Origin of the sequence: Thioalkalivibrio sp. ALMg13-2 (assembly GCF_000381185.1) — a bacterium.
GTDB classification, from domain to species: Bacteria; Pseudomonadota; Gammaproteobacteria; order Ectothiorhodospirales; family Ectothiorhodospiraceae; genus Thioalkalivibrio; species Thioalkalivibrio versutus.
Window position 1 is genome coordinate 26,125 of the sequence record NZ_KB906105.1, and the last position, 12,634, is coordinate 38,758.

15 protein-coding genes are annotated in these 12,634 nt (G+C 68.8%); 10 read left to right on the forward strand and 5 right to left on the reverse strand.

Going from position 1 to position 12,634, the window contains the following annotated elements:
- Positions 1–34 precede the first annotated feature (34 nt).
- From F618_RS0105655 to F618_RS0105675, 5 genes are all read left to right on the forward strand, one after another.
- Positions 35–1,747 carry a proline--tRNA ligase gene (locus F618_RS0105655; protein ID WP_019568008.1) on the forward strand — a complete coding sequence of 571 codons (1,713 nt, stop codon included), beginning with the start codon at positions 35–37 and terminating at the stop codon, positions 1,745–1,747.
- 185 nt (positions 1,748–1,932) lie between these two features.
- Positions 1,933–2,199, forward strand: a complete 267-nt coding sequence (locus F618_RS0105660; protein ID WP_081620862.1) for a type II toxin-antitoxin system RelE/ParE family toxin — start codon at positions 1,933–1,935, stop codon at positions 2,197–2,199.
- Between the two features lie 20 nt (positions 2,200–2,219).
- A complete protein-coding gene (locus F618_RS0105665) occupies positions 2,220–2,519 on the forward strand; it encodes a HigA family addiction module antitoxin (RefSeq protein WP_018649772.1) in 300 nt (99 codons plus the stop codon).
- 79 nt (positions 2,520–2,598) lie between these two features.
- Positions 2,599–4,461, forward strand: a complete 1,863-nt coding sequence (locus F618_RS0105670) for an SLC13 family permease (protein ID WP_019568010.1) — start codon at positions 2,599–2,601, stop codon at positions 4,459–4,461.
- A 68-nt stretch (positions 4,462–4,529) separates the two neighbouring features.
- Positions 4,530–5,144, forward strand: a complete 615-nt coding sequence (locus F618_RS0105675; protein ID WP_019563472.1) for a hypothetical protein — start codon at positions 4,530–4,532, stop codon at positions 5,142–5,144.
- A 12-nt stretch (positions 5,145–5,156) separates the two neighbouring features.
- On the opposite strand, the gene F618_RS0105680 is transcribed toward F618_RS0105675, so the two are convergent.
- Positions 5,157–5,447 (reverse strand): acylphosphatase, encoded by a 291-nt coding sequence (locus F618_RS0105680; protein WP_018649769.1) that lies wholly within the window; start codon positions 5,445–5,447, stop codon positions 5,157–5,159.
- A gap of 23 nt (positions 5,448–5,470) precedes the next feature.
- Here F618_RS0105680 and arsC point away from each other — a divergent pair, with 23 nt between their 5' ends.
- Genes arsC through F618_RS0105695 form a run of 3 tightly spaced genes read left to right on the forward strand, consistent with a single transcriptional unit; the run spans position 5,471 to position 6,788 of the window.
- Positions 5,471–5,827 (forward strand): arsenate reductase (glutaredoxin), encoded by a 357-nt coding sequence (gene arsC / locus F618_RS0105685; RefSeq protein WP_018143908.1) that lies wholly within the window; start codon positions 5,471–5,473, stop codon positions 5,825–5,827.
- Positions 5,824–6,435 carry an NAD(P)H:quinone oxidoreductase gene (gene wrbA, locus F618_RS0105690; RefSeq protein ID WP_018168488.1) on the forward strand — a complete coding sequence of 204 codons (612 nt, stop codon included), beginning with the start codon at positions 5,824–5,826 and terminating at the stop codon, positions 6,433–6,435. The genes arsC and wrbA overlap by 4 nt, the downstream gene beginning before the upstream one ends.
- Entirely contained in the window at positions 6,432–6,788 is a 357-nt protein-coding gene (locus F618_RS0105695) for a DUF2069 domain-containing protein (protein ID WP_018143910.1), read from the forward strand. Before wrbA ends, F618_RS0105695 begins: the two co-directional genes overlap by 4 nt.
- Before the next feature lie 379 nt (positions 6,789–7,167).
- Here F618_RS0105695 and hda read toward each other — a convergent pair whose 3' ends face one another.
- From hda to F618_RS0105715, 4 genes are read right to left on the reverse strand one after another with little or no spacing between them, the layout of a single operon-like run.
- Positions 7,168–7,902: a DnaA regulatory inactivator Hda gene (hda, locus tag F618_RS0105700; protein ID WP_019563473.1), complete on the reverse strand. Its 735-nt coding sequence runs from the start codon at positions 7,900–7,902 to the stop codon at positions 7,168–7,170.
- Positions 7,899–9,005: an AI-2E family transporter gene (locus F618_RS0105705; RefSeq protein WP_019568011.1), complete on the reverse strand. Its 1,107-nt coding sequence runs from the start codon at positions 9,003–9,005 to the stop codon at positions 7,899–7,901. Before F618_RS0105705 ends, hda begins: the two co-directional genes overlap by 4 nt.
- A complete protein-coding gene (locus F618_RS0105710; protein ID WP_018168483.1) occupies positions 9,002–9,592 on the reverse strand; it encodes a CDP-alcohol phosphatidyltransferase family protein in 591 nt (196 codons plus the stop codon). The genes F618_RS0105705 and F618_RS0105710 overlap by 4 nt, the downstream gene beginning before the upstream one ends.
- A 36-nt stretch (positions 9,593–9,628) precedes the next feature.
- Positions 9,629–10,660, reverse strand: coding sequence for a DUF2066 domain-containing protein (locus tag F618_RS0105715; RefSeq protein WP_026331163.1), 1,032 nt, complete (start codon positions 10,658–10,660; stop codon positions 9,629–9,631).
- A 185-nt stretch (positions 10,661–10,845) separates the two neighbouring features.
- Here F618_RS0105715 and purM point away from each other — a divergent pair, with 185 nt between their 5' ends.
- Complete coding sequence (gene purM, locus F618_RS0105720; RefSeq protein ID WP_019568013.1) at positions 10,846–11,904, forward strand: phosphoribosylformylglycinamidine cyclo-ligase; 1,059 nt, start codon at positions 10,846–10,848, stop codon at positions 11,902–11,904.
- The gene (purN, locus tag F618_RS0105725) at positions 11,901–12,629 is read left to right on the forward strand and encodes a phosphoribosylglycinamide formyltransferase (RefSeq protein ID WP_018649763.1); all 729 of its coding nucleotides are present in this window, start codon (positions 11,901–11,903) and stop codon (positions 12,627–12,629) included. The genes purM and purN overlap by 4 nt, the downstream gene beginning before the upstream one ends.
- Positions 12,630–12,634 lie beyond the last annotated feature (5 nt).

A 12,634-nucleotide genomic window follows, 5' to 3' on the forward strand; every position in this document is an offset into this window, starting at 1 on the left:
ACCCTTTCCAGCCATCAACCACGGACTGCCCCCGATGCGCGTCTCGCAATTCCCGCTGAACACCCTGAAGGAAACCCCGGCCGACGCCGAGATCATCTCCCACCAGCTGATGCTGCGCGCCGGCTACATCCGCCGGCTGGCCTCCGGGCTGTACACCTGGCTGCCACTGGGGCTGCGCGTGCTGCGCCGGGTCGAGGGCATCGTGCGCGAGGAAATGAACCGCGCCGGGGCGCTGGAGGTGCTGATGCCGGCGGTGCAGCCCGCCGAGCTGTGGCAGGAATCCGGGCGCTGGGACTTCTACGGCGCCGAGCTGCTGCGCCTGAAGGACCGCCACGACCGCGACTTCTGCTTCGGGCCGACCCACGAGGAGGTCATCACGGACCTGGTACGCCGCGAGGTCCGCAGCTACCGCCAGCTGCCGATCAACTACTACCAGATCCAGACCAAGTTCCGCGACGAGCGCCGCCCGCGCTTCGGGATCATGCGCGCGCGCGAGTTCCTGATGAAGGACGCCTACTCGTTCCACATCGACGGCGACTCGCTGGCCGAGACCTACCGCCAGATGCACGCCGCCTACACCCGCATCTTCGAACGCTGCGGGCTGGACTTCCGCGCGGTGGAGGCCGACACCGGCGCCATCGGCGGCAATGCGTCGCACGAATTTCACGTCCTCGCCAGCTCCGGCGAGGACGCCATCGCCTTCTCCCCGGCCGGCTTCGCCGCCAACGTCGAACTGGCCCCCTGCCCTCAGCCGGACCCGGCCCCGGCACCCGGCACGGAGATGGCGAAGATCGCCACACCCGACGTGCACACCATCGACGAGCTGGCGGGGTTCCTGAACATCCCGACCGAGCAGACGGTAAAGACCCTGGTGGTCGCCGCCTCCGAAGAGATCGACGCCGACCTGGTCGCCATCGTGCTGCGCGGCGACCACGAACTGAACGCGGTCAAGGCCGAGAAGCACCCCTGGATCGCCGAACCGCTGCGCATGGCCGAGGCGGCCGAGATCCGCACCGCATTCGGCGCCGACCCCGGCTCGCTGGGCCCGGTGGGCAGCCCGATCCCGATGCTGGCCGACCAGGCGATGCTGGGCATGGCCGACTTCGTGGTCGGCGCCAACGAAGACGGCCATCACCTGACCGGCGTGAACTGGGGCCGCGACCTGCCGCAACCGGAGAGCGCGGACCTGCGCAACATCACCGAGGGCGAACCGGCCCCCGACGGCTCCGGTCCCATCGAAATCCGTCGCGGCATCGAGGTCGGCCACATCTTCCAGCTGGGCGACAAGTACAGCCAGGCCCTGGGCGCCCGCGTGCTGGACGAGGACGGCCGCGAACAGGTCGTGACCATGGGCTGCTATGGCATCGGCGTCTCGCGCGTCGTGGCGGCGGCCATCGAGCAGAACTCCGACGAGCGCGGCATCTGCTGGCCCACCGCCATCGCGCCCTTCGATATCGCGCTGTGCCCGATCGGCGCGAAGAAATCCCAGCGCGTGCGCGAGGCAGCGGAGAAGCTCCACGACGACCTGCAGGCAGCCGGCTTCGAGGTCCTGCTGGACGACCGCGGACAGCGCCCTGGCGTGATGTTCGCCGACATGGAGCTGATCGGCATCCCGCACCGCATCGTCATCGGCGAGCGCGGCCTGGACGCCGGCGAACTCGAATACCAGGACCGCCGCGACCCCGAGGCCGAACACCTGCCACTCGACAACCTGATCGACGCCCTGCGCGAACGCCTGCGGGGCTAGGCTCGGCCAAAAATACGTGGGCCTTGCGGACTATTAACGCACCGCGTTAATGTCAGTGCATGATCAGGAGCTACCCAGGGAGACGCTGAGCGATGTACGCGCTCGCGTTGGTGCTCCATTTTTTCCGAGGCCAGGCGCGGCGTGCAGCCCGGTAGTGGTTCTACCGGCAAGCGGCGCAACGCAGGATCGGGAAAAATGGAGCACCAACCCCACTAGCTTTTATACGACGGGGCTCGGCCGATATCGTACGCCGCGCGCGGATGCGGCTGGCCCGCATCCATGCCGCCACCCAACTGGACGACCTGAAGGTTCCGCCGTCGCACCACCTGGAACGGCTCAAGGGAAACCGGGCGGGCCAGTACAGCATCCGCATCAACGCGCAATGGCGGATCTGTTTTGAATGGCACGACGGTCATGCATACAACGTCGAGATCGTGGACTATCACCGATAGGCGGGACGCTGGAGGCGACCATGAATCATGAAAATTCGCATAACCCGATCCATCCAGGGGACCACTTGGCCGAATTCCTGGAAGAGACAGGGATCAGCCAGTACCGCCTGGCGCTGGATATCAGCGTCCCACCCCGCCGGATCAACGAGATCGTTCGCGGCAAGCGAGCCATCACCGCCGACACAGCCCTTCGTCTGGGCCGATACTTCGGCACCTCGCCCGAGTTCTGGATGAATCTTCAGGACCACTACGAGCTGGCGTGCGCTCAACAGGCGCTGGGCAATCGGCTCGACCAGGAAGTTCGCCCGCACGTCGCTTGAACGAAGGTAGCGGCCGCGCCATGCACTCCCATGAAACATTGAACAGGAACCGCGTCGTGCGCGGCGGTCGCTAACTGCAGTGGAAAACATAAGCTTCACGCTGGAGATGGGGATCGTGTTCGGCCTGCTGGGGCTGACGATCCTGCTGTTCGTGACCGAGGTGATCCGGATCGACCTGGCGGCGCTGAGTGTGCTGTTCCTGCTGGGGATGGTCGCGCTGGTGCCGGGGGTCGCGCCGATCGTCGAGGGCGAGGCGCTCTTCTCCGGCTTTGCCTCGAACGCGGTCATCGCGATCATCGCGGTGATGATCATCGGCACGGGGCTGGACCGCTCCGGAGTGATGAACCGCCTGGCGGACCTGATCCTGCGGTTTGGTGGGAAGACGGAACGCCGGGTGATGGCGACCACCTCGGGCGCCGTGGGCATCGTGACCAGCTTCATGCAGAACATCGGCGCGGCCGCGCTGTTCATGCCGGTGATCAATCGCATTGGTGCTGCCGCCCGCATCCCGCGCTCGCGCCTGCTGATGCCGATGGGTTTTGCCGCGATCGTCGGGGGCACACTCACACTGGTCGCCTCCAGCCCGTTGATCCTGCTCAACGACCTGCTACCCGGGGATGTCGAGGGCTTTGGCCTCTTCGACGTGACGCCCATCGGGCTGGCTCTGCTGGCCACCCTGATCCTGTACTTCGCGGTGCTCGGGAAATGGGTTCTGCCCGCCCGCGATCCGCAGACGGAAGACCCGGACGAGAGCCGGGTGCAGACCACTTCCGCCTGGTTCCGCGAGGTCTATGGCATGGACTTCGGCGTGCGCGAGGCGCGCCTGGGCGAGGACAGCTCGCTGGCCGGACGCACGGTGGGCGATTTCGAAGCGGCCTTTGGCGTACACGTCGTCGGCGTGACCAGCGATGACGAGACCCGCATCGAGCCCAACCGCGACGTGGAACTGAAGCACGGGGCGCACCTGGCCATCCTCGGACCGGTCACCACCATCGAGAAGACCTGCGACAGTACCGGGACCGTCCTCAAGGACGAGCTGGATGTGTTTGCGCGCGTGCTGTCGGCCCGCCATGGCGGGATCGCCGAGGTCATCGTGCCGCCCGGCTCGGAGCTGATCGGACAGACCGTGCGCGACAAGGGCATGCGCCGCACCTACGGCATCTCGGTCCTGCGCATCCAGCGCGGCGACGACCTGATCATCGAAGAGGTCCCGGACACCCCGCTGAAGGCCGGTGACACGCTGGTGGTGCATACCCCATGGGAGCACCTGCAGGCGCTGGAGGACAACCGCGACTTCGTGGTGGTGACCAGCCGCTATCCGCGGCGCAAGCAGGAGGCCTCGAAGACCCACCGGCCGCTGGCTGCGCTCGGGTCGCTCGCGCTGGGGCTGGGGCTCGTGCTGTTCACCGACCTGCCGCTGGCGCTGGCCCTGCTTGGCGGCGCACTGGGGATGATTTTCAGCGGCGTCATCAGCATGGACGAGGCCTATCGCGGCATCAGCTGGAAGACGGTGTTTCTGCTGGCCTCGCTGATCCCGCTGGGGCTTGCGGTGGAGAACTCCGGCGCCGGGGAGTGGATCGCGACCAACGGCATGCAGCAGTTGGAGGGGATGCCGGTCTGGGTATTGCAGGTCGCGGTCTTTTTGTTGACCACCTTCTTCACGCTGGTGATGTCGAATGTGGGCGCCACCGTGCTGCTGGTGCCGCTGGCGGTCAGCTTCGCGAGCGTCGCCCAGGGCATGGGCATCGACGCCGATCCGCGGGTCTTTGCACTGATCGTCGCGATCGCCGCCTCCAACTCGTTCATCCTGCCCACCCACCAGGTCAACGCCCTGATCATGGACCCCGGCGGCTACCGCGTGGCCGACTACCTGCGCGCCGGCTCCCTGATGACCGTGCTCTTCATGGTCGTCTCGCTGCTCGTGATCAACCTGATCTTCTGAGCCCGGTTCAGCCCCGATACAGCCTGAACGGAGAGACTGGCGGCAGCGCCCCTGCACCGGAACCCGATATGGCCGAAACCTTTCATCGAATACTCCCCTTGGCAGCCGCATCCATGGTGCTGCTTCTGGCCGCCTGCAGCCCGCGGATCTACGGGGTAAGCGAGGAACAGTGGGACACGATGGGCGAGGCCGAGCGTGTCGAGGCCATCCGCGCCTGGGAATCGGTGCAGAAGGCGCGCGAGGCGCGCCTGCAGGCGGAGGCCGAGCAGGAGGCGGCGCTGGCGGCCGAACGGGCGGCGCAGGTCGCCGCGATCCGCAGCGGCGATGCGGGACTGCCGGGGGACCTGATCCGCGTCAGCCTGCGCGGCGGGACCCTGCGCATCGGCGGTCGCGAACGGGCGCTGGAGCCGACAAGCTTTACCCTTGCCAGTGGCGAGACCCGCAGCGTCGAGGTCCACGCCGAGCGCTATCGCAGCGAGCTCGACGTCGCCTATGAAGACGGCCTCTTGCTGATCGACCTGCCGCGCCATTCCCGCACCGGTGCCGCACGCGTCGCCTGGGACGGCGACTGGATGCAGGGGGCCGAGTCCCGCATTCGTTCGGACGGGCCACACCGGCTGCGCGACGTGCGTGCCTTCGTCCAGGTCATTCCGCCACCGGGCCGCCCGCTGCGGCGCTACTGACGCGCCATCGGGTCAACCGGTGGAGAAGTCTCCCGGCGCCGGGTCGGGCGGCGGCAACTCCTCGGCCTCAACCGCGTCGACCCGCGCCATACGCGGGCCGTCCGCCAGCCACTCCTCCAGCGCGTCCAGTGCCTTGCGCGGACCCACGGCCAGCACCTCGACGCTGCCGTCCGGTTCGTTGCGGGCATAACCGGTCAGGTGCAGGCGTTGCGCCTCGTCGCGGGTGGACGCGCGGAAGAACACGCCCTGTACCTGGCCGCTCACACGCCAGCGGCGGGCATGGTTATCATTGGTCTCCGTCATTTGTCGTCCTCCGGAGTGGATTCATGTCCGATGCCCCTACGCTGTACCACAACCCGCGCTGCAGCAAGTCGCGTGCGACCCTGGCGCTGCTGCGCGAACAGGGCGTGGAACCGCAGATCGTCGAATACCTGAAGACCCCGCCGGACGCGGCCACCCTGCGCGCGATCGTGGACAAGCTCGGCATTGCGCCACGCGACCTTCTGCGCACCGGCGAGGCGGAATACCGCGAACTGGGCCTGAAGGATGCCGAGATGGACGACGAGGCGCTGATCCAGACCATGGTCCAGCACCCGAAACTGATCGAGCGCCCCATCCTCGTCCACGGCGACGACGCCCGTATCGGGCGCCCGCCGGAACAGGTCCTGGAGATCCTGTCGTGAGCGCCGCCCCCGAGATCCTCGTGCTGTACTACAGCCGTTATGGGGCGACGGCAGAACTGGCCCGCCACGTGGCCAGTGGCGTGGAGCGCGCCGGTGCGGTCGCCCGCGTGCGCACCGTACCGCCGGTGAGCACTAACATCACCGGCGACGCCCCGGCGGTCCCCGCCGACGGCCCGCCCTACGCGGAGACCCGCGACCTCGAAGAATGCGCCGGGCTGGTGATGGGGTCGCCCACCCGCTTCGGCAACATGGCCGCGCCGCTGAAACACTTCCTTGATGGCACCAGCGGTCTCTGGGCCAGCGGCGGGCTGGTGGATCGGCCGTTCGGGCTGTTCACCAGCACGGCTACCCAGCACGGCGGGCAGGAGACCACCCTGCTGACCATGGCCATGCCGCTGATCCACCAGGGGATGCTGTGGGTGGGCGTGCCCTACACCGTACCGGAACTGAGCACCACCACGAGCGGCGGCTCGCCCTATGGCGCCAGCCACGTCGCGGGGGGACAGGGCGAACACCCGGTCACGCGCGACGAGCAGCGCATTGCCGGCGCGCTGGGCGAACGCGTCGGCCGCATTGCCCTGCGGCTCCAGGCCGGAGACGACGCATGATCCTCGCGGCCCGCGCGCTGGCGCTGATCGCCTACTTCGGCCTGCTGGGCGTGATCCTGATCTGGACGACCTGGATCGACCCGCCGGAGATCGTTCCGATCGCCGTGGCGCTGGTCGTGCTGGTCCTGCCACTGATGTTCCCGCTGCGCGGCATGCTGCACGGACGCCGCTACACCCACGCCTGGTCCAGCCTGCTGGCGCTGGCCTACATCACCCTCGGTATCACGCTGGCCGCCGCGGCGGACGCCCGGCTCTACGGTGTGCTGATGACCACCGCCAGCCTCGCCTGGTTCGCCGGCTGCCTGCTCTACGTCAAGCTGGACGCCCGCCGCGCCCGCCAGATGGCTTCCTGACTTTTCCATCCACCACGAAGCGCACGAAGGCACGAAGAAGGGCAAGGTCAACGGCAAGTCACAGGAAATAGGGACGGTTCTGGGTGGGGTGCCACGGGTGCAAGAACCTTCGGAGCTGCCGCCTCCGTTGCCCGTCATCCCGGCCGGAGCGCAGCGCAGAGCCGGGATCTCTGGCGCAGGAAAACCACCGTGGGGAGATCCCGGATCACCGCTGCGCGGTGTCCGGGATGACCGAAATGGGCGGGGCACTGCACACCGCGACGGCGTTCCGGGCGATCGACGCCAACCAATAAGTCCTTTCTTCCGTCATGCCTGCCTTTCAGCAAAAACGCCCTTGACGTTGCCCTTCTTCGTACCTTCGTGCGCTTCGGGGTGACGATCAGAAACGCGCGAGCTGGTCGCGGACGAAGGGGATGGTCAGGCGCCGCTGCTCGGCCAGGGCGGCCAGGTCCAGGCGGTCCAGCAGCTCCAGTAGCGCCACCAGGTCGCGGCGGTAGTGGCGCAGCAGGTATTCGGCCACCGCCTCCGGCAGCTCCAGCCCGCGCAGCACCGCGCGCTGGGCGAGGATGCGTTTGAGATCCTCCTCCTCCGGCGCCTGTATGCGGAACACCGGCCCCCAGGCGAGGCGCGAGGTCAGATCCGGCAGGCGGCTGCCCAGCCCGTCCGGCGCGTGCGCGGCTGCCAGCAGCACCCGGCAGCCGCCATCGCGAAGTCGATTCAGCAGCCCGAACAGGGCCTCGTCCCAGTCGCCCTGCCCGACCACCGCGTCGAGATCGTCCAGCGCAACCAGGCGGGCGCGCTCCAGCCCATCCAGCACCGCCAGCGGCGGCGCGGTCACCAGTTCGGCCAGCGGCAGATAGGCCACGGGCTCGCCGCGTTCGTGGCCCTGGTGGCAGGCGGCCTGCAGCAGATGGGTCTTGCCCAGGCCCGCCGGGCCGTGCAACAGAATCTGTGGCTCGGTCATCCCGGTCCCGATCGAGAGGGCCTCCACCGCGTCCCGCGCGAGGCGGTTGCCGCCCGGATAGAAGCTGGCAAAGCGCGAGGCGTCGCGCAGGCGCAAATCCAGCGGGAGCTGGCGCTGCGGCGCAGCATTGCCCCCCTGCCCCGTCGTCATGAGCCTCCGCCCCCTGTATCCGCATCCCCGGCATTCAGCCGCCGGTAGTGCGCCAGGGTATGGCGCACACCCACGGCCAGGACCGCCGCCACCGGCAACGCCAGCAGCACGCCGAAGAACCCGAACAGCTGGCCGCCCGCCAGTACGGCAAAGATCACCGCGACCGGGTGCAGCCCGGTACGGTCCCCCACCAGCCAGGGCGTCAGGACCATGGACTCCAGCACCTGGGCAATGGCGAAGATCACCAGCACGATCAGCAGCAGGCTCCAGCCGTCGCCCTGCACCAGCGCCGCGGCGGTGGCCAGCAACACGCCAACGATCACGCCGACGTAGGGAATGAAGCTCACCAGCCCCGCGATCAGGCCGATCGCCAGCCCCATCTCCACGCCCACCACGGTCAAGGTGACGGCATAGAACAGGCCCAGCGCCAGCATCACCAGCAACTGCCCGCGCAGGAAGGCCCCCAGGGTCTCGTCCGACTCCGCGGCGAAGATCAGCACCGCCGGGCGCCAGGCCTGCGGCAGTAGATCCCGCAGGCCGTCCAGCAGCCGCGGCCAGTCGCGCAGCAGGTAGAAGCTCACCACCGGGATCAGCACCACGTTGAGCACCCCCAGCACCAGCGCGCCGGTCGAGCTGCCGATCCATTGCAGCACGCCCCCGGCCAGCCCGCCGGCCTCGCGCCAGTGGTCGGCCACCAGCCCCTGCAGCGCGCTGGCATCCAGCGGCGGCAGGGAATCCCCGGCCAGATCCTCCAGCCGCGGGCGCACCTGATCGTCGAACCAGCCGAGGATTTGCGGCATCGCCAGCGTAAGCCGCTCGAACTGGGCGATCGCCAGCGGGATCAGGATCAGGATCAGCGCCGCCAACCCCAGCATCACCAGCAAGAAGATCACCACGGTCGCCAGGGTGCGCGAGCGCCCCGTGCGCGCCACCAGCCGGGTCACCAGCGGGTTGAACAGGTAGCCGATCAGCAGGGCTGCGACGAAGGGCGTGAGGATGGGCGCCAGCAGGTACAGCGCTCCGCCAAGGACCAGCAGCCCAACCAGGGCAGCCAGCGGGGCGGCCGAAAGCGGCCAGACATGGTCGCGGGTATCCGGATTCATGGCGTCCTCCCCGAGGTGCCTGCCGGATTCGTGTGTCCGTGCAGGTGACGCCAGGCATAAAACCCCCATTGCACGGTGTAGGCCAGCCCGCTGGCCACGGTGGTGAAGGCCACGACGATCACCAGCAGTTGCACCCAGATCGGATCCAGCGCCAGCAGACCGACCTTCACGATGGCGACCAGCACCAGCGTGATCTGCAAAAAGGTGTTCACCTTGCTGATCAGCAGCGGCCGGATGGCCAGCGGGCCCACGAACACCCGGTACAGCGCGGAGCCCACGGTCAGCCAGACATCCCGCCCGACCACCAGCACCAGCAGCCACAACGGCAGTAGCCCGGACAGCGTCACCGCGACGTAGACCCCCAGCATCAGCAGCTTGTCCGCTGCCGGGTCCAGCCAGGCCCCGAGCCGCGTGTGCCAGCCGTAGCGCCGCACCAGCCAGCCATCCAGGGCATCACTCAGCCCGGCGATCGTCAGCAGCACCACCGCCACCACGTAGTACTCCAGCGCCAGCAACCACACGATCGGCGGAATCAGCGCGATCCGGCCAATGGTGACGGCGTTGGGGATCTGGTGGCGAGGGAACATTCGATGAAAGTGGGCGCGAACCGAGGCCGGCGCGGATTAGCGCCGGTCCAGCCAGGCATCGGCACCGGCGGCGTCCTCGGGCGTCTCGGCCCGCGCGAAGCCGGAGCCCCGCAGCAGATCGATCAGATCGTCCTGCTCGAGTCCAGTACGGACCTGCAGCACCACACTATCGCCAGCCAGGGAATCCAGACGCGCGGCCTCCACCGCCTGCAACCGCGTCAGCTCGGCGCGCAGGCGCTCGAAGGCCCCATAGCCCTGAACCCCGGCAAAGCCCAGACGCAGCCATTCCGGCTCGGCCGCCACCCGCGCCAGGCGTTCGGCCACCTGATCCAGCCCTCGCGCCACCGCGTCGTGCGCCGCACTACCGGGATTCTCCCCGCTCGCCGCGCTGCGATACTCGCGGCCATCGTGCACGGCAATCGCCCGCGCCTCCGCCCCGCTCGTGGTCTCGCGCACATGCAGCAGCACGACGCCATCGGCGTCGTAGCGACGCGCCGCCTCCACCAGCGGCTCGGTCACGCCGCCGACGATGTCGGACGGCTGGGCCGCGCGGCGGTCCTGAAGGTCGCCCAGGGGGAACAACAGCGGCATGTCACGCGCCGCGGCCAGATCCCCCAGCGCGGAGAGAATGCCCGGACCGTCCACGGCATCCCCGAGCAGGTCGCGCTGCCCGCCCCGCTCATGGACGGCCCAGACCAGCAGCCCCGGACGCTCCCCGAGCACGGATGGCACCCCGGCATCGCGCAGCGCGGTGCGCAGACGGAAGCGGTCGAACTCCAGGCGGTAGGAATCGTCCTCGACCTGCTGCCGGCGCTCCAGGGCCGCGATCCAGCCCGCGTCGTCACGCGCGTCCAGCAACGCCTCGACCAGTTCCAGTACCGGCTCCGAGCGCAGCCCGGCCAGACGCACCAGCGCCTGTTCCAGGCCCTGCTCCAGGGCCGCGGACTCGTCCTCGGCCGTGACCGTCACCACCACCGGGCCATCGACCGCGGCCGCCGGGGCCAGCACGAGGAGGAAAAGACCCAGCAGCATAGCCAGGCGCGAATGCGTTCGGGGGTGCAGTGACATGGTTGCGTTCAATTGTTCGACAAGCGCCACAAAATACCACAGGCCACCGCGCCGAAGTCCCTGAGGAAAGCGGCCCAATGCGGCCCGGGCCGGACCGTCTTCTTTGCACGCCCGCACCCGGCTCGCTACCATGCCGGGTTCTGCGAGACCGCCACGGCGCGCGGTCGTCAAACATCGGGGAACCCATGTCCGAATCCCGTTCAGGCCTGACCTACCGCGAGGCCGGTGTCGACATCGAGGCCGGCGCCGAGCTGGTCGAACGCATCAAGCCGCATGCGGCGCGCACCCGGCGTCCCGGCGTCATGGCCGGACTGGGGGGCTTCGGCGCCCTGTTCGAGCTGCCGATGGATCGCTACAAGCAGCCGGTTCTGGTCTCCGGCACCGACGGCGTCGGCACCAAGCTGCGCCTGGCCCAGGAGACCGGTCGTCACGACAGCATCGGCATCGATCTGGTCGCGATGTGCGTGAACGACATCGTGGTCCAGGGCGCCGAGCCGCTGTTCTTCCTCGACTACTACGCCACCGGCCACCTGGACGTGGACATCGCCGCCGACGTGGTCACTGGCATCGCCGAGGGCTGCGAACAGGCCGGTTGTGCGCTGATCGGCGGCGAGACGGCCGAGATGCCCGGGATGTACCAGGGCGAGGACTACGACGTGGCCGGCTTCGCGGTCGGGATCGCCGAGAAGGCCGCCCTGATCGACGGCAGCCGGGTCACCGCGGGCGATGTGGTCCTGGGCCTGGAGGCCAGCGGGCCCCACTCCAACGGCTATTCCCTGATCCGCCGCGTGCTGGAACACTCCGGCGCCAGCCTGGATGCCCCATTGCCGGGCGCCGACGGGGTCTCCCTCGGCGAGGCACTGATGGCCCCCACCCGGATCTACGTACGCCCGCTGCTGGAGCTGCTGCAGCAGTTCCCGGTGCACGCGATGGCGCATATCACCGGCGGTGGTCTGACCGAGAATATTCCGCGCGTGCTGCCGGATACCCTGGGGGCGCGCATCGACCCGGACAGCTGGGCGCGCCCGCCGGTGTTCCAGTGGCTGCAGCAGGCCGGCGACATCGCCGACGAGGAGATGCTGCGCACCTTCAACTGCGGCATCGGCATGACCGTGATCCTCCCCGAGGACCGGGTCGAGGCCGCCAGCTCGCAGCTGGCCCGCGCCGGCATCCGCAGCTGGCCGATCGGCGTGATCCAGGAACGCGAGGACTACCAGCCAAGCGTCTCCTACGCCGCCGCATGAGCGTCCCCGCCGGGCAATCGGCCGCGACCCCGAAGCGCCTGGTGGTGCTGATCTCCGGGCGTGGAAGCAACCTCGGCGCACTGATCGAGGCCTGCGAGCAGGACCGCATCCCGGCGCAGGTCGTCGGCGTCATCAGCAACCGCCCGGATGCCGCCGGGCTGGGCTTTGCCGAACAGCACCACATCCCGCACCGGGTACTGAACCACCGCGACTACCCCTCGCGCGAGGCCTTTGACGCCGACCTGGCCACCGCCATCGAGGACTATGCCCCCGACCTGGTCATCCTGGCCGGCTTCATGCGCATCCTGACCCCCGGTTTTGTGGACCGCTTCACCGGCCGGATGCTGAACATTCACCCGTCGCTGTTGCCGAAGTACCGCGGTCTGGATACCCATGCCCGCGCCCTGGCCGATGGCGAGCCCGAACACGGCGCCAGCGTGCACTTTGTCACCCCGGAGCTGGACGGCGGCCCGGTCATCATGCAGGCCCGCGTACCGGTCGACCCCAACGACACGCCCGACACCCTGGCCGCCCGCGTGCAACGGGCCGAGCACCGGTTGTACCCCGAGGCCGTGCGCCGGGTGTGTTCAGGTGAAATTCAGTGGTCCGGGCGGATCCTGCAGGCCGACGGCTCGCCGCTTGAGGCGCCGCTGCAACTCGACGAGGACACCCACGATGTTTCAGGCCCTGACGCCCGGAGCCGCCCACCGCACCCGGTCGGCTAGAACCC